This window comes from Niallia circulans, assembly GCF_003726095.1.
GTDB lineage: Bacteria > Bacillota > Bacilli > Bacillales > Cytobacillaceae > Niallia > Niallia circulans_A.
Genome location: NZ_CP026031.1, coordinates 1,384,612 through 1,401,516 on the forward strand (window position 1 = coordinate 1,384,612; position 16,905 = coordinate 1,401,516).

Here is a 16,905-nt window from a genome sequence, read left to right on the forward strand (position 1 = left end):
TCACTTCTATTCCATTTTAATTATAAAAAAATGGCAATTCAACTAATTGATTCTAAAGAATAGAAAGAATCAATCAAAATAAACAGGCTCCAACGGATTAGCCATATGTTTAAAAGCTAGTAATATTTGTGATTCTGTATTTCTTGGAATGGATAAAGGCGGGAGATCCTCTTTTGCAAAAAAACCGACAGAGCTAGTTTCTACTCCTTCCTGCGCCTCTCCTCCTACAATCTCACACTGGATGAACATTTTATATACATGGTAAGGAGATGGAGGATGCGGGTGGCATTTCTTATCCATAACCGCAATTAATTTTACTGCTTTCACCTTAAATCCTGATTCTTCTTGTACTTCTTTTACTGCGACTTCAGCTGGAGTTAAGCCAATATCGCCCCAACCTCCTGGCAAGGCCCAGGAATTATCTGTCTTCTCTTTCACCATTAGTATTTTAGTACCTTGAAAAACTACTGCCCTAATATCTACTTTCGGCGTAGCATACCCTGTTTCATTTGCAAAAAGATCACGAATTCTTGTTTCATTCACCTTGGTATATTCCGACATAATTTCTAAGCTGATCTTTCTGATATCTTCAAACCTTTCCAAATCAAAAGTATCCTTTGAATAGGTTAATCCGGCTTGGGCGATTGCTTGCAGCTGTTTCGCCCATTGTAACCATTTCGGTTCCATCTAATGACCTCCTTTACAAATTGCTTTGACTTACCTTCCAATGATAAAACCAAAAACACAAGTTAAAAAAAGTACCAGCACTAACGCAAAGCTTAGCATACCTCTTACAGCTTTTTTCCTTGCTGAAAAATAAGCATCACTTTCCATATATTTTTTCATCAACGGATGGTAGTGGCACACTTTATTCCATAGGGTCGTAAGCCACCCATTCATGATAATAGAAAACCCTACAAAAATAAGAATCTTTAACCATAGGGGCGGTACTATAATCATGGCACCGGTTGTGCTATTAATTAACATCAAATACCCATATAAATAACTAGAATTACGTATAACTATCTTAATAAATAATTCGATAAAGCCGTTAACTGGTGTGCGATTTTGAAAGATCCGTTTAGAGTTTTTGAAAATACGCGGTTTCTTTCTTCTCATAATGACCGGCTTTTCTATTTCAGGAGCTGCTAAATAGATGGCCTGAACGATACTAGTTTTACGCTCTTGCTCTAATTCAATATGGAGATCAATAGATGCGATCTTTTGTAAAGCTGTCAAACTAAAGAAGATCGACAACAAGAGGATAATTAGTGACAGAGCATATACTGGAATAGTCATTCCCATATCCACTATATGATAAATCCATTGACTAAACCAATTAAATACAAGAAACAAGAAAACCACCAGCAAGCTTTTTGCCCACATAGAACCTATTTTTCGGATATGGTACTTCCATAACATGAAGCAAGATTGTAAAGCAGTGAAATAGACAAATAAGACAAGGATTACTGACCAATTTAACAAATAATAATGGAGTAAAAATGGTAGTAAGCATAAGAAGCCTGCTGAAAGCACCATTGTTTGAAAGAACAGAGAATAGAAATAGCTCAGTGCTTTTAACCTTCCAATCAAATGAAGCTGTTTGACTAAAAATACTTTATCAGCTTCCACAATAAGGGTTCTGATATTGCCAATCCATGCCAGAAAGTAAAGGCAGAAAAAAGGAACAATAAAAGGGATCTTATGTATCCAGACAGGTATCTCCAGCCACCAAGAACGATAGATAGCTACACAGAAAACACCTAGAGGGACTAAGATATATACAATTACCGTCCAATCAGCAATCGATCGAAGCACTTTCCATTGATAGTGCCAATTCCTAATTAAACGTGAAAAAAACAACTTTCTACTATTCATTACCATGATCCTCTGCTAACAAATGAAAACAATCATACAAAGATCCAGCGGGCAACTGACATTGCTCCCTTATCTCCTCTAATGTTCCTTTTGCCACTAGCTGGCCATTATGGATCATAAGAAATCGATCACAAATCTTTTCTGCTGTATCTAATACATGGGTAGACATTAATATGCCAGCACCATGTTTTTGCTCTATTTCCATCGATCCGAGAAAAAGCTTCATGGCATTTGGGTCAAGTCCCATAAACGGTTCATCAATAATATATAAGGATGGATTTGTAATCATCGCAAGTATAAGCATCGCTTTCTGCTGCATTCCCTTTGAATATTTAGTTGGGTTTTCATGCGCGTGTTCCGCTAACTTGTACACATTTAGCAATTCATTAGCCTTTTGCTTATATTCCTTTTCTTCTAACCCCTCTACTGCTGCAACAAAGTCTAGGTGTTCCCATAATGTTAATTCATCATAGAAAATAGGTCGTTCTGGTAAATAGGAATAAGTTATGCCATCTATGTAGGAAACCGTTCCTTCTAAATGTTCGATTAAACCTAATAAACTTTTGATTGTCGTACTTTTGCCAGCACCATTTGGCCCAATTAAACCAACCAATTCTCCTTTTTCAATAGTAAAATTAATTTCTCTAATAATTTCTTTCTTTTGCTCATATCCAGCTGATTGAATCTTTACTTCTAAAAGAGACATTTACACACCCTCCCTATCACGTTCTTCTTTCATACGGACAAATCTGTAAGAAAGTTTCTAAATTAGAAAAAATTTTTGGAGATAAAAAAATCGGACCACTGGTGCAGGCCTAAAACAGTTGCTTTATTTCTGATTTAATTCGTTTTATAAATATAGGAGCATCATGAAGAAAGCAACAAAAAAATAGATGCAGTCAGATAATCTTACCTTCCTGCATCTATTCTATCGTTTAATCGATTAACTATCTTTTACACAGCTTGACTATCCATTTTCACACGCAACTTGCTTCCAACAAGCTTTACCAATTCAACCACTCGATTAGAATAGCCCCATTCATTATCATACCAAGCTAGTATTTTCACTTTATTTTGCCCGATGACCATTGTAGATAAAGCATCAATAGTTGCAGACTCGGTTGTTGTATTAAAATCAACAGATACTAAAGGTTCCTCTGTAATGCTTAGAATCCCTTTCAGTTTTCCGTTTGAGGCCTCTTCAAAAGCTTGATTAACAACTTCACTTGTCACATTTTTTTCTAAATCGACGACTAAATCGACTAAAGAAACATTTTGTGTTGGCACTCTTAACGCCATTCCATGAAGTTTTCCTTCTAAATGTGGAAGGATCTGTTTTAAGGCCTTAGCTGCTCCAGTCGAAGTGGGAATAATATTTTGCCCACATGACCTTGCCCGCCGTAAATCATGATGGGGATTATCTATATTGTTTTGATCATTGGTATAGGAGTGAATTGTTGTCATTAATCCATTCTTTATCGTAAAATGTTCGTCTATAACCTTAGCAACCGGTCCTAAGCAATTGGTCGTACATGATGCATTCGAAATAACATGATGTTTATCAATATTTAATATACTATCATTCACACCCATGACGATGGTTGCATCAGCATTTACACCAGGAGCGGTAAGCACTACTTTATGCGCACCAGCTTTTAAATGCATTGCTGCTTTGTCTCTCGCGTTAAATTTCCCTGTAGCTTCTACTACGATATCTATTCCCAATTCACGCCACGGAAGTTTTTCTGGATTACGGTTATTCACTAATAGAATCTCTTGGTCATTTATAAAAATCGAATGTTCTTTAGCCACAACCTTACCTGGAAACTTACCGTGAATTGTGTCATACTTTATTAAATGTGCTATCGTTTCAGAAGGATAACTGGCATTAATAGCAGTAATATGTATACTTTGATCATTAATAGCATTTCTAAGCACCATTCTTCCAATTCTCCCAAAGCCATTTATTGCAACTGATATTGTCATAGACTTCGCTCCTTTTTAAATATGTTATACTATTAAATTAACACTCTATAATAAGTATAACATATTTAAAATAAAATACATCTTATTTGATTGAAAATAAGATGTATTCTTATAGCGCCTTGAACTTTATCTCACTCCTTTTGAAAAATCACTTGGCATCGTAGCTTCTTTGTTATTATGAACAATCCAAGATATTATCGTTGTGCTATCACGGACATTTTTCTTTTTTATTTCTTTTAATAAATAATAGACGCTCTCTTGATTAGAAAACGTATCAAAAGCTTGAAAAATAGATTCCATCCTATGATAATCCGTGTTGGGACATTCAATCAGTCCGTCAGTAGTGAGAAAGATATGTGTTTTGCCCTTTCTTAATTCTTTCACTCCTTGATTATAGGAGGGTACTTCTTGATGGAAAGTACTATTTACCCCAATCCATTCATAGAAGCTTCGGTGATTTTGCTGGTATTCTCCTAATCTTGAAAGTTCTGGATGATGGAGTGCAAGTATACAGTCGCCAATTGATAACCACCATAAATAGTGTGCTTTTCTTACAACGATTAAGCATGCAGTTTCTCCTTGAATCATCTTGCATTGCTCCAGAAATTCCTTGCTTGCGAAATGGTTTAAGAAAAAGGAAGTAATTTCTTGGAACACTCTTTTTAACGGTAATTGGAGAATTGTTTTGATCTCCTCTTTCTTTGTCGCTATACTTTTTATTACTAATTCTGCACTTTGTGCTGAATCATGTGCATCCAAGAGGATGACAAGCTCCCATTCGCGTTCTATCCAAATGAAACAGCCGTCTTCATTTTTATATTGACCTGCAGAGGAGTTTCCTCCAAAGCGTCCAAGTACTAAATTATTTCTTAGATGGAGGATATTAATTTCATCTACATAATTCTTATCAGATCCTACCCATTTATATTCCATTACGCTTCCTCAAAAACTTCATTTGCTAAGTAATTTTTTATTCTTTTACATAAAGAGCTCATTTCCTCTGCGTTTGCAATCGGAGCCTCTGGCCAATCATATAACTCCGTTGGTCCCCAATATCTTTCAGGAGTATTCGGATATCTTGCATTTAGATGAAGGTGAAGATGAGGAACCGAATTTCCTGAGACGAGAGCATAAATATGTTCCGCGTTTTCTGTTTCCTTTAATGCCTTGCTGACTCTTGAAATAATAAGTCCAAACGCCTTTGCTTCATCATTTGTCATCTCAGCAAGTGTAGGAATATGTCTTTTTAAATCGATCATAAGATGTCCTAGGTAACTGCCCTTGCCTTTTCTGTCAATATGACCAACATAAACATATTCATTTTCATAGATTGGTATTCCTGCTGTTTTAATAATCCCTTTATGTTTATCGCATATGAAACAATTGGTTTCCATTTCCCTTTCCCCCTAAAATAGTATAAAAAAATCCTATTGTCTCTTAAAAGAGACGATAGGATTTATCGTGGTACCACTCTTCTTCATTCGTTAGAAAACGAACCTTCTTAAGCTCAATGACGAGAGCCAACCGTCTAGATATACATTTCTACCTAACCACTCCTAGGCGAGTTGGGAAGTGATATGCGCTATCTTTCACCAAACGACAGCTCTCTCTAGCATACTTACTTCTTAATACTCCTAATCATCGTGTTTATCTTATGGAACTAATTGAAACTTTCTGTCATTTTAGGAAAAACTTCAAAAAATGTCAATCGTTATTTTTAAATAGGTCCGATAATTCATTTTCATTTTTTATCACAAAAATTTTGTTCTGATACTGTTTGTATGTATGAAAGAAAGAAGGTTTACCTACTTGCTCGAAATGCTTATTCCATTTAAACATTTTAAAGAAAATCGTTAAGTTTGGCTGGTAATGGGCCTTTTCTTGACCAAGCTTCTGTTTAACGTATCGTTTTATTATACGATAGGTACGTTTAGAATAATTGGTGTCCAAAAAAACAATGACATCTGCTTGTTGGAAGCTGCCACGTACCCATTCCTCACTATGCACACCTTCTACAATCCATCTATCTGTTTGGGTTATGGATTGTAAATTTGCTTTTCTCTCTTCTTCCGATCTTCTAATATCTCCACGATCTGATCGCTTCCAAACAACATTATCTAATTCATAATAGGGAATTTGTAATTTCATTGATAAATCTTTTGCTAATGTCGTTTTTCCACTAGCTACAGAACCAATGATATGAATCTTATTAGGAGTAGCTTTCACTATTCCCCCCTCCTTTATATAAGTTTTCACATAAGTATTGGGGGAAATATCTAATCTATACTTAAAGATAAAGATAGCTTTCCATTATCACGAAACGAAGGATCTGCTACTTTTTCGACCATTAATACACCATCTTTTACATTAATTACAGAAACACAGCAATTATCATGGTGTGGGTAATCAGCCATATTTAGCAGAGATTTAATGAAAAATCCAATCGTAACACCATGAGAGAAAACCAAAATATTGCCGCCTGTATCTTTATGCTTAGCAATAATATTGTCAACAGCCGTTCTTGTTCGCGTTAATAATTCAGTAAAGGATTCTCCATCTTGAACTTTGCTTTCCATATCTGTAAAGGAGAAGAGTCTTTCCACTATATCTCCATGCTGTGCGATAATGTCTGTCTGCAGCATTGCTTCCAACACTCCAAAATTCATTTCTTTTAATCTTGCATCTTTTGTTAGTTGAATATTTCTATTACCAATAGCAAATTTTGCCGTATCTAACACTCTCTGACTATCACTGGCATAAGCAGCCTCAAAAGGTATATCTGTTAAACCAGCACCAACTGACCTTGCTTGTAATATCCCATTTTCTGTTAAAGGAGAATCACAAAAACCTTGCATTCTCTTTTCGATATTATATTGAGTCTCTCCATGTCTGATAAAATACAGTCTCAATTCCTTCTTCATTTGAAACTCCCTTCCTTTGCTTTATTTTTCGCAAGATACTATCAAGAAAAGCGGAATCCTCATTCGTCTTTCATATTCTTCTTTACGCAAAAAATTTTCTCGTTTCGGCATTCCTTCTCGTAAATCGGTTATTTTAAAGCCTGCTTCTTTTAACAGCCGAAAATACTCCTCAATCGTGCGATGATATTTTACTACTTCCTCATCTATCCATCGCTCTATTCTTTCTCCTATAGAAAAATAATCATCGACAATCCAATTCGTTCTTTTTTTCGAGGAAACGGAACTGTCAAATGTAGAAAGGCATAGAGGATGTTGCACACTAAAGATAAACTTACCATTATCATTTAACTGATCATATACACCCTGAAAAATTGGCTGTAAGTCTTTAATATAGTGAAATACTAGCCTTGAGACAACGATATCCATTTTGCTATTGCTAAATTTCCAATCCTCTAGTGTAGAATGATACACAGAAGCAGTTGTGCCATTTAAAATATGGGAAGCTTCGTCAAACATTCTCTTCGAACCTTCTATTCCTGTATAACTTGCTGCACCTTTTTCTAAAAGTTCTATACCAAAACTTGCATCTCCACAACCTAAATCAAGGATAGACTTACCGTCTATTTTCCCTAATAATTCAGATAAAATAGGGCTTTCTATACTATTATTGGGGCTTGTTTCTCGATTTCTTCTAGCCCGATAATTTTCAAAGAACTGTTCCTGATCGTATACAGAAGAACCTGTATATGCCATATCTCCACCTACCAAATTTTATCTATTTTTTTCACAAGCAAATCTACTAAAATAGCATAACCTGCTTCCCCAAAATGAAGACCATCATTATGTATACCTTTTAGTTTCTTCTGATAATCTTTTAAAGAGAGCATTTCAGTATAAAAATCAATAAAGTTTGCTCCTGTTTCATTAGCAACTTCCTTAACTGCATTTGCATACCTAGCTAAAACCTCATTTGTCCTTGCAAACTGCAACGTTTCATCGACTGGAGCTGGCGTAATCAGAATAGCCTTGTCTGGACCAATCAATTGGACGATTCTCTTCATATTTTTTCGATAGGTGGGTAAGTCAATCATCTTATGAAAGGCTGCATCATTTGCACCAAATAGAATCGTTACTAAATCAGGCTGCTTCTGGATAACATCTGCTTGTATTCTTTTTAATGCATCAACTGTGTTATTCCCATTTATTCCTGCATTGATTATTTCATAATGATCGATTTTATCTGCCAGCATGGCTGTCAAAACAGGTTCATTTCTAGTTTCTCTCCCTGCAGTAATACTATCTCCAAAGCAAATTAAAAGCGGTATTTTTTCTCCCTCCTTCCTGTAAGAATATTCAAACCACTTGCTTCTATCCTATTTTATACTAATTGGAATGATTCGTCTTTTTCTTTTCGGAAATAAAACTTAAAAGTAGCAATTAGATTGTTGCACAAATTAATCCTATTGAAATTAACCTTTTCGCTCTGCTAATCTTTTTTCTACACGCTGAAAACCCCATTTCATAATAATTGGGACACAAAATAAGATAAACAACAATCGAAATAACTGGTACGTTGTGATAATCGGCAAGTTAGCATGAACGGATTGCCCCAGTACGGCCATTTCCGCCATTCCTCCTGGAGCTAATCCAATAAAAGCAGTCAATAATGAAATATCCTGATCTACTCTTACTAAAATATAGCCAAGTACTAAAGAAAAAAGGACTAGTAAGGCAGAAGTTACTGTAACAACACTTAAAAACCTTGCTTTGTTTTCGATATTACCAAATTTAATTTGTAAACCAAGATCAATTCCAATCAATGTTTGTGCCACACATGCAAGAGAAGTCGGAATTTCGGGTACATCCATCCCAGCAATCGATATGGTTGCAACAAAAATCATTGGACCAATCATAAACGGCGCTGGAAACTTCCACTTTTTCACTTTGCTTGCAATTAGAGAGCAAAAGAATAAGATTAGGAAAATCATCCAATTATAGCTCGGGCTTCCGCTAGTGGTTGTTACTGCTGCAACTGCTTGATTGCCATACAAAATAGGACTATATACGAGGAGTGGAACAAGAATCATGACAGATAAAATTCTACTTATTTGAATAACTGTAACGACAGTGAGATCAATTCCTTTTATTTCTGAACTAATCGCCACCATTTGAGATAGTCCTCCTGGGATGCTACCGGCAACAGTTGATTTTAAATTACTATGCGTTAATTTTGAAGTTGTAAAGGCAAGAAGGAAACTAAAGGCAAGCATAACAACCGTCATCAAAAGCATGGAGGGGAGGTGGGTTCCCATTTCAATAAGTGTCTGATTGGTAAATTGTCTTCCAATGAGGTAGCCAATAACAAGGAGTCCGATATCTCGAAAGGAGAAAGGTAAATTCGGAGAATTTTTGGCAAGTCGAACATAAAGGATGGTACTGAACATGGGGCCAAGCAGCCAAGACAGAGGAAGCTGGCATACTTGAAACAACCATCCCCCAAATACAGCACTTAAACATAAGAAAAGTAATGACATAAATTCGATCCTTTCATAAAAGAAATAAGTACTTTCATTATACTACTTATTTCTCCTTAAAATGAAGAATCTCTTTTTTTAATGGTGCTGCGATCCTTTATAACTAATTTCCTTCACTTTTACTTTTTCTAATATCCATTCTTCCTTTTTCCATATCCACCAAGTTTCCAAGTAACCAATCGTATCAACTGTCGCCAGCCCACTAATTCTTTGTTTCCCTTTCATCGCCGTTTGATTGTTGAATCTTGTTACTTTTAATTCGGAAAAGGGGGATAAAATTAATTCAGTTGGTTCATTTAATCTTGCTTTATGATAAAGACCAAGTTTCTCATAATGATTTCTCCGATCATATAAATCGAATATATATGTTTTTTCATTATTTATTTTTATTTCCGCTTTATAGGCATCTTTAAACTGACTTTCAACCGATGCCAGCTCTGGTTTTTGCAATTCTATTAAATGATTGCCTTGTAGTTGAAAGAAATAAAAGTTTTTTTCTGACCCTCTTTCATTCGCAGAAACAGTAAGTAATATTTCTTTTTGATGATCATCATTTATATCGATTATATGTAATACAGGATCAAATCCACCTTCCACTGTTAGAGTGGCGCTCTTATCTTTTCCTTTCGTTACCTTTAAAAAAAATTCCTTAAAGAAATTGCTATTTTCAGGCTGATCGGATGCATCTCCTTTTAATTGCACGGTTTCTTCCTGTTCATCATTTGTTATATCGATTTTTTCTTCCAAAATTAATTTGTTTGTTTTATCTTCTTTCTCCATTGCATATACACCAGTAATAGCAGTTAAAGTCATCAAAAAGAAAGCACATAAAGCCACAAGCATTTCCCTTCTCATGCTAAAACCTCCCTATGTCTTATTACTTTTAGGATGTCCTTTTTTGGTAAAATCATGTAAGAAAGGAAAAGAAATTTTAATTGGAGGTTTTGCATAAAGTAAACTGGCATTATTAGAAGGTAAATGAACTCCATTGTTTATGATTTTCGTATTTAAAAAAGCGGGGTTTGCTCGGATAAAGACTGCCTTTTTCAGTGGTATTATAAAAAGTAGTATTCATTTGTTTGATGAACGCTATTTTCTTCTGCGTTCTCCTGCAAAGTGGTTTTCATTTTCTTCATGAACACTATTTTTTCCTGCATTCTCTTCCAAAGTTGCTTTCATTCACTCGATGAACGCTATTTTCTCCTGCGTTCTCCTTCAAAGTGGTTTTCATTTATTCGATGAACGCTATTTTCTCTTACGTTCTCCTTCAAAGTGGTTTTCATTTATTCGATGAACGCTATTTTCTCTTACGTTCTACTCCAATGTGGCTTTCATTTTCTTCATGAACGCTATTTTCTCCTGCGTTCTAGTCCAATGTGGCTTTCATTTTCTTCATGAACGCTATTTTCTCCTGCGTTCTCCTTCAAAGTGGTTTTCATTCATTCGATGAAAGCTATTTTCTCTTACGTTCTACTCCAATGTGGCTTTCATTTTCTTCATGAACGCTATTTTTTCCTGCGTTCTCCTTCAAAGTTGCTTTCATTCACTCGATGAACGCTATTTTCTCCTGCGTTCTCCTTCAAAGTGGTTTTCATTCACTCGATGAACACCTTTTTCTTCGACATTCTCTTCCAAAGTGATTTTCATCGCTTTACCTTCCCTTTATCCAAAACAATTTCATTCTAATTAAAAGAGGTTCCCAATTCGCAATTGACCTTACGAATCGGGAACCTCTTAAACTAATATTATTTATACTTGCTCATCGGTAATTTTTTCTTCCCATAATTCAACAATTTTACCTGCCTCTGTTTCATCGATAACAAAGGATCCATTGGAATAGCGATCATTAAAGCGAAGATCTGCCGTTTTCAGCGATTCAATATCGCCTTTCTCGGTTTGAAGATAAATGATATCTTGTGCCCCTGCTATTGTCATCCCAACAATACGGTGAGGATTTGCTTTTAATTCTCGAAGCATAATCAAGCCTCGTTTTGCTCTTCCAGAAAACTCAAATTCAGTGAGTTTCATTTTTTTTATGGAACCACGTTGCGTAACAATTACGACGCTTTCCTGCAGAGGATTTGTTATAACTTTACCAGCAACAACATAATCATTGTCTTTAAGATTAATACCTTTGACACCAGCTGCTCTTGCACCAACAATATTGATTTCTTCCTCATGGAATCGTAAGGCATAACCTATATGAGTTGCTATTAAAACTTCTTGTTTACCGTTTGTTAGGAAAACATCTACTACTTCGTCGTCTCCTTTTAGGTTAATAGCAACTAATGGTTTAGAGTAACGCTGTGCTTTATAGTTAATCAACTCTGTTTTCTTCGCCATACCATTTTTTGTAAAGAAAAGCAGATATTGATTTTGTTCAAAGTCCTTTATAGGCATTGCCTTAATAATCGATTCATCTCGGTCAATTGGTATGATATTGGAAATATGCTGACCTAGATCCTTCCAGCGTATATCTGGCAACTCGTGTACCGGTAAATAGAGATAATTGCCTTTGTCTGTAAACAATAACAAGACTTCGGTTGTGTTTACATCTATTTTGGCAAGTATTCGATCTGTATCTTTCATACCAAAATCTTGGCCATTGCTTGCTGCATATGAACGCTGGCTTGTGCGCTTAATATATCCATCTTTCGTTACAGTGACAATTACATCTTCACTCGCGATTAAGACTTCAAGATTGATTTTAATTTCTTCAATTTCATCTTGTATTAATGTACGTCTTTCACTAACAAAGCGTTTTTTTACATCTTTAAGTTCTTTTTTGATAACCGATAGCAATTTCTTTTCACTTGCTAGGATTGCCGTCCACTCTTCAATTTTTTGGGCCAACTCTGCCGCCTCTGCTTCTAATGCCGTTATATCTGTATTGGTTAAGCGGTATAACTGTAAAGACACAATTGCTTCTGCTTGAGGCTCAGTAAATTGAAAAGCAGCCATCAAGTTATTTTTCGCATCTCGTTTATCCTTTGATGCGCGGATCGTTGCTATAACCTCATCAAGAATAGATAATGCTTTTATTAATCCATCCACAATATGCTCGCGATCTTTAGCTTTTTGCAAGTCGAATTCAGTACGTCGTTTAATCGTTTCTTTTTGATGCTCGATATAAGCATCAAGTAAAGCGATAATTCCCATTAATTTTGGACGTTTATTATGAATGGCTACCATATTAAAGCTGTAAGTAATCTGTAGATCGGTATTTTTAAATAAGAAATTTAGAATTCCGTTTGCATCGACTTCTTTTTTCAACTCGATTACAATTCGCAATCCTGTACGATCCGTTTCATCTCTTACTTCTGCGATTCCCTCTACTTTACGATCCAAACGCAATTCATCAATCTTTTTCACCAGATTGCTTTTATTTAGCTCATAAGGAACCTCTGTAATGACAATTTGCTGCTTGCCGCCTCGTAATGTTTCAATTTCTGTTTTTCCACGAACAATGATTTTCCCTTTACCAGTCTCATATGCCTTTTTAATTCCTTCTACTCCTTGGATAATACCACCAGTCGGGAAATCTGGACCTTTAATATGTTTCATAATGTCTTCCACCGTACAATTTGGTGAATCCATACGCTCAATCACACCATCGATAACTTCTCCCAAGTGATGTGGTGGTATATCTGTTGCATATCCAGCCGAGATACCTGTAGAACCATTGACTAACAAATTCGGGAATTTCGCTGGTAACACCGTTGGTTCATTGGATGTATCATCAAAGTTTGGAATGAAATCCACAGTTCTTTTTTCAATATCACGAAGTAACTCTGCAGAAATAGCCGATAATCTAGCCTCTGTGTAACGCATAGCCGCCGGTGGATCCCCGTCAATACTCCCGTTATTTCCGTGCATTTCAATTAGGACATTACGAACCTTCCATTCTTGACTCATTCTTACCATCGCGTCATATACAGAAGAATCGCCGTGGGGATGGTAATTACCAATAACATTCCCGACTGTTTTTGCTGATTTGCGGAAATGTTTATCATGTGTATTTCCTTCTTCATGCATCGCATAAAGAATACGACGCTGAACAGGCTTTAATCCATCTCTCGCATCCGGTAATGCCCGTTCTTGAATAATGTATTTACTATACCGTCCAAAACGATCACCGAGAACATCCTCTAAAGGTAAATCACGGTATTGCTCTAATGAACTCATGATGGACTCTCCTCCTCAGTGACCATAATATTTTCATTTTCGAGAATATTGCCTTCTTCTTCTAATCCGAATGCAACATTTGATTCAATCCATTTTCTACGTGGTTCCACCTTATCACCCATTAATGTTGTGACACGACGTTCAGCACGAGCAAGATCATCTATCTTAACTCGTATTAACGTTCTTGTTTCAGGATTCATTGTTGTTTCCCAAAGTTGATCGGCATTCATCTCGCCAAGACCTTTATATCTCTGCAAAATATAGCCTTTCCCCACTTTTTTAATGGTATCTTGCAAGTCATCATCGCTCCAAGAGTATTCAATGACTTCTTTTTTTCCAGAACCTTTACTAACCTTATACAATGGCGGTAAAGCGATATATACCTTACCTGCTTCCACAAGAGGTTTCATATAACGATAAAAAAACGTTAATAGAAGTACTTGAATATGTGCTCCATCTGTATCAGCATCTGTCATGATAATGACTTTATCATAGTTAGAATCCTCTACTTTAAAGTCGGCTCCCACTCCAGCCCCAATTGCATGGATAATTGTGTTTATCTCTTCATTTTTAAAGATATCTGCAAGCTTTGCTTTTTCCGTATTGATTACTTTTCCGCGCAATGGAAGAACAGCTTGAAAGCGACGATCTCTCCCCTGTTTTGCGGAACCGCCAGCAGAATCTCCTTCCACTAAATATAATTCATTTCTTTGTGGGTTTTTCGATTGAGCAGGAGTTAGCTTACCAGAAAGAACTGCCTCTCCACGCTTACGTTTTTTCCCACTTCTTGCTTCTTCTCTTGCCTTTCGAGCAGCTTCTCTAGCTTGTGCCGCTTTAATCGATTTCTTAATTAAAAGAGAGCTGACTTCAGGATTTTCCTCAAAGAAATAGGCTAAGTGTTCAGAGACAACAGCATCCACCGCTGATCTTGCCTCACTGGTCCCTAATTTTCCTTTTGTTTGCCCTTCAAATTGTAATAAATCTTCTGGTACACGTACAGAAACGATAGCAGATAAGCCTTCACGGATATCCGAACCATCCAAGTTTTTATCCTTTTCTTTCAGAAGGTTAACTTTTCGCGCATATTCGTTAAACATACGTGTCATGGCTGTTTTGGCCCCAGCTTCATGTGTCCCGCCATCCTTTGTGCGGACATTATTAACAAAGGACAAAACATTCTCTGAATAGCCATCATTGAATTGAAAAGCATATTCCACTTCAATCCCGTTACTTTCGCCTTCAAGGCTTACGACTGGATGCAGGGTATCTTTCTCTTCATTTAAATATTCAACAAAAGCTTCTATTCCATTTTCATAATGGAAAACACCGTGCTCATTATTTCTTTCATCGATAATTTCAATTCTTAGCCCTTTTAATAAAAAGGCAGATTCTCTTAAACGTTCACAAAGCGTTTCATAATTATAAGTGGTTGTTGAAAATATCGCTGGATCTGGCTTAAAGTGAATCGTTGTTCCAGTTTGATTTGTTTTCCCGACTTTTTCTAGTGTGGTGACAGGTTTTCCGCCGTTTTCAAAACGTTGTTCATAAATAAAACCATCGCGTTTGATCTTTACAACAACCCATTCTGATAATGCGTTAACAACAGAAGCACCTACACCATGTAAGCCGCCACTAGTTTTGTAACCGCCTTGTCCAAATTTTCCTCCAGCATGAAGAATGGTAAAGATAACTTCAGGAGTTGGCTTTCCAATCTTATGCATTCCAGTCGGCATTCCACGTCCTCTATCTTTGACACTAATGGAATTGTCACGATGAATTTTTACAATAATCGCATCTCCATATCCAGCCAGTGCTTCATCGACTGCGTTATCTACAATTTCATATACAAGATGATGCAATCCTCTAGAATCTGTACTCCCGATATACATTCCCGGACGTTTTCTGACAGCTTCTAAACCTTCTAACACCTGAATGGCATCATCATTATATTCGAATGCTTGCTGATCTTTTGCCACTGACATACCCCTTTCACTTCTACAAATCCGACATAGTATCTTTCTATGTATCATGTCGAACAATTGTTTATGTATTCGTCTAAAAAACGAATTATCCTCTAAGTTCCAAAATATTTATCGGGTAATTGTTTTTTAGGCAGTTAAGAATTTTTGTCACTTTCTTATATAAAGCTGTAATTTCTATCGTTAACAAAAATTCTAAAACAGCCCTACTTTTATTAGACGAGTTTAAAAGAAGGCTTTTCTACTAACCTTCTTTTTTTCAAATTATCGAATTTTAATAAACAGTTGTTGATACCTGTCCAACAAAGAACATTTGTTCTTATATCGTATTGTAGCACATAATCTCATTTTTCACGTTCATTTTCCATTTTATCTTTCGATTTTTTCCTGACAAAACCAATATTATACCAATAATCGCAAAAGCAAAAGATTTTTTTAAGAGGATTTCCTCTTTTTATCTATATTATGTTAACACAGATTCTTTGGAAAAACGAATAAGTTTATAAATACCGCGTTCATTTTTTTTTAAATGATATCGTTTTATCCACTCAAACAAACAGTTTTTTTAGGATAAATGCTATTCTATTACAAAAGAAAAAACAGAATGATTAGTGACAACCATTCTGCTTTTTCTTTTTCTATTTTGTCATCGCGTGCTCTACTTTAATACAGCGATCCATGATTACCGTATAGCCTTTTTCTGTTAGATCATGAAATGTTTCTTCATGTACAAGTCCCAATTGAGCCCAAAATATATCTGCATCTATTTTTTCAAACTCAGCTGCAACCTCTGGTAAGAATTCCGATCTTCTAAACACATTAACAATATCAACATGTCCCTTGATATCTGTTAATTGCTTAACTGCTTTCACACCTAACACTTCATCTACCGTTGGATTTACGGGGATAATTTCATATCCTGCCTTTTGCATCGCCTCTGAAACCATATAGGATGTTCTAGAAGGATTATCGCTTAAACCAACTACCGCAATTTTTTTCGCTTTTTTTAAAATTTTGCCAATCTCTTCTCGACTTGGATTTTCAATTGTCATTAAAATCGCTCCTATTCCAATTCATTTCTAGTATATTTCCCCAAAAAGGGAAGAAAAAACGATGGAAAGCATAATAGAACACACTCTAACAATAGCAAATTTTGCCACACTTCAAAAGAAAATTGCATTATTTGCATAGATTTATGCCTACATAAAGTTTTTGGCAATAAAATTCTCTAACTAAACAATTTATAAATGTAAGGGGTTATTTTTCATAGAGACCCTTAAATTCCCCACTTTTTGCTCTAAGAATTGCTCGCCGTAAGCATAACTCTCCCAGAGAGACCCTTTCAATTGTTTTATATAAACACTTCAACAATATTATTAATGCTCCTTCCACTTATCCTTTTAAAAATAGTTGCTCTAAAAA

15 protein-coding genes and 1 other annotated feature are annotated in these 16,905 nt (G+C 35.8%); all 15 genes read right to left on the minus strand.

Features of this window, described 5'->3' with window-relative positions; all coding sequences use genetic code 11:
- Positions 1-69: 69 nt before the first annotated feature.
- Positions 70-687 carry an NUDIX hydrolase gene (locus tag C2I06_RS06500; protein WP_095328860.1) on the minus strand — a complete coding sequence of 206 codons (618 nt, stop codon included), beginning with the start codon at positions 685-687 and terminating at the stop codon, positions 70-72.
- 30 nt (positions 688-717) lie between these two features.
- Positions 718-1,878: an ABC transporter permease gene (locus C2I06_RS06505; RefSeq protein ID WP_164463635.1), complete on the minus strand. Its 1,161-nt coding sequence runs from the start codon at positions 1,876-1,878 to the stop codon at positions 718-720.
- Positions 1,871-2,584 (minus strand): ABC transporter ATP-binding protein, encoded by a 714-nt coding sequence (locus C2I06_RS06510; protein WP_123257715.1) that lies wholly within the window; start codon positions 2,582-2,584, stop codon positions 1,871-1,873. The genes C2I06_RS06505 and C2I06_RS06510 overlap by 8 nt, the downstream gene beginning before the upstream one ends.
- A gap of 248 nt (positions 2,585-2,832) precedes the next feature.
- Positions 2,833-3,864, minus strand: coding sequence for a glyceraldehyde-3-phosphate dehydrogenase (locus tag C2I06_RS06515; protein WP_123257716.1), 1,032 nt, complete (start codon positions 3,862-3,864; stop codon positions 2,833-2,835).
- A gap of 126 nt (positions 3,865-3,990) precedes the next feature.
- Positions 3,991-4,797, minus strand: coding sequence for a PP2C family serine/threonine-protein phosphatase (locus tag C2I06_RS06520; RefSeq protein ID WP_123257717.1), 807 nt, complete (start codon positions 4,795-4,797; stop codon positions 3,991-3,993).
- Positions 4,797-5,258, minus strand: a complete 462-nt coding sequence (locus C2I06_RS06525; protein ID WP_123257718.1) for an HIT family protein — start codon at positions 5,256-5,258, stop codon at positions 4,797-4,799. Before C2I06_RS06525 ends, C2I06_RS06520 begins: the two co-directional genes overlap by 1 nt.
- Before the next feature lie 45 nt (positions 5,259-5,303).
- Positions 5,304-5,515 (minus strand) — a binding site (T-box leader).
- 53 nt (positions 5,516-5,568) lie between these two features.
- Positions 5,569-6,093 (minus strand): P-loop NTPase family protein, encoded by a 525-nt coding sequence (locus tag C2I06_RS06530; protein ID WP_123259125.1) that lies wholly within the window; start codon positions 6,091-6,093, stop codon positions 5,569-5,571.
- Positions 6,094-6,140: 47 nt separating this feature from the next.
- Complete coding sequence (locus C2I06_RS06535; RefSeq protein WP_123257719.1) at positions 6,141-6,785, minus strand: histidine phosphatase family protein; 645 nt, start codon at positions 6,783-6,785, stop codon at positions 6,141-6,143.
- Between the two features lie 21 nt (positions 6,786-6,806).
- Positions 6,807-7,538, minus strand: coding sequence for a class I SAM-dependent DNA methyltransferase (locus C2I06_RS06540; RefSeq protein ID WP_095328867.1), 732 nt, complete (start codon positions 7,536-7,538; stop codon positions 6,807-6,809).
- Between the two features lie 8 nt (positions 7,539-7,546).
- A complete protein-coding gene (locus C2I06_RS06545; protein ID WP_095328868.1) occupies positions 7,547-8,110 on the minus strand; it encodes an SGNH/GDSL hydrolase family protein in 564 nt (187 codons plus the stop codon).
- 144 nt (positions 8,111-8,254) lie between these two features.
- Complete coding sequence (locus C2I06_RS06550; RefSeq protein WP_123257720.1) at positions 8,255-9,319, minus strand: AbrB family transcriptional regulator; 1,065 nt, start codon at positions 9,317-9,319, stop codon at positions 8,255-8,257.
- Positions 9,320-9,397: 78 nt separating this feature from the next.
- The gene (locus C2I06_RS06555) at positions 9,398-10,174 is read right to left on the minus strand and encodes a hypothetical protein (RefSeq protein ID WP_095328870.1); all 777 of its coding nucleotides are present in this window, start codon (positions 10,172-10,174) and stop codon (positions 9,398-9,400) included.
- Between the two features lie 894 nt (positions 10,175-11,068).
- Positions 11,069-13,504 carry a DNA topoisomerase IV subunit A gene (gene parC / locus C2I06_RS06560; RefSeq protein WP_095328871.1) on the minus strand — a complete coding sequence of 812 codons (2,436 nt, stop codon included), beginning with the start codon at positions 13,502-13,504 and terminating at the stop codon, positions 11,069-11,071.
- Positions 13,501-15,480, minus strand: coding sequence for a DNA topoisomerase IV subunit B (gene parE / locus C2I06_RS06565; protein WP_095328872.1), 1,980 nt, complete (start codon positions 15,478-15,480; stop codon positions 13,501-13,503). Before parE ends, parC begins: the two co-directional genes overlap by 4 nt.
- Before the next feature lie 641 nt (positions 15,481-16,121).
- Positions 16,122-16,535 carry a CoA-binding protein gene (locus C2I06_RS06570; RefSeq protein ID WP_095328873.1) on the minus strand — a complete coding sequence of 138 codons (414 nt, stop codon included), beginning with the start codon at positions 16,533-16,535 and terminating at the stop codon, positions 16,122-16,124.
- Positions 16,536-16,905 lie beyond the last annotated feature (370 nt).

Bases quoted from the DNA above. Each gene is read 5' to 3' on its own strand.
- C2I06_RS06510 (WP_123257715.1), bottom strand. From the start codon at position 2,584: ATGTCTCTTTTAGAAGTAAAGATTCAATCAGCTGGATATGAGCAAAAG.
- C2I06_RS06570 (WP_095328873.1), bottom strand. From the start codon at position 16,535: ATGACAATTGAAAATCCAAGTCGAGAAGAGATTGGCAAAATTTTAAAA.
- C2I06_RS06525 (WP_123257718.1), bottom strand. From the start codon at position 5,258: ATGGAAACCAATTGTTTCATATGCGATAAACATAAAGGGATTATTAAA.
- C2I06_RS06555 (WP_095328870.1), bottom strand. From the start codon at position 10,174: ATGAGAAGGGAAATGCTTGTGGCTTTATGTGCTTTCTTTTTGATGACT.
- C2I06_RS06500 (WP_095328860.1), bottom strand. From the start codon at position 687: ATGGAACCGAAATGGTTACAATGGGCGAAACAGCTGCAAGCAATCGCC.
- C2I06_RS06540 (WP_095328867.1), bottom strand. From the start codon at position 7,538: ATGGCATATACAGGTTCTTCTGTATACGATCAGGAACAGTTCTTTGAA.
- parC (WP_095328871.1), bottom strand. From the start codon at position 13,504: ATGAGTTCATTAGAGCAATACCGTGATTTACCTTTAGAGGATGTTCTC.
- C2I06_RS06515 (WP_123257716.1), bottom strand. From the start codon at position 3,864: ATGACAATATCAGTTGCAATAAATGGCTTTGGGAGAATTGGAAGAATG.
- C2I06_RS06505 (WP_164463635.1), bottom strand. From the start codon at position 1,878: ATGAATAGTAGAAAGTTGTTTTTTTCACGTTTAATTAGGAATTGGCAC.
- C2I06_RS06535 (WP_123257719.1), bottom strand. From the start codon at position 6,785: ATGAAGAAGGAATTGAGACTGTATTTTATCAGACATGGAGAGACTCAA.
- C2I06_RS06520 (WP_123257717.1), bottom strand. From the start codon at position 4,797: ATGGAATATAAATGGGTAGGATCTGATAAGAATTATGTAGATGAAATT.
- C2I06_RS06550 (WP_123257720.1), bottom strand. From the start codon at position 9,319: ATGTCATTACTTTTCTTATGTTTAAGTGCTGTATTTGGGGGATGGTTG.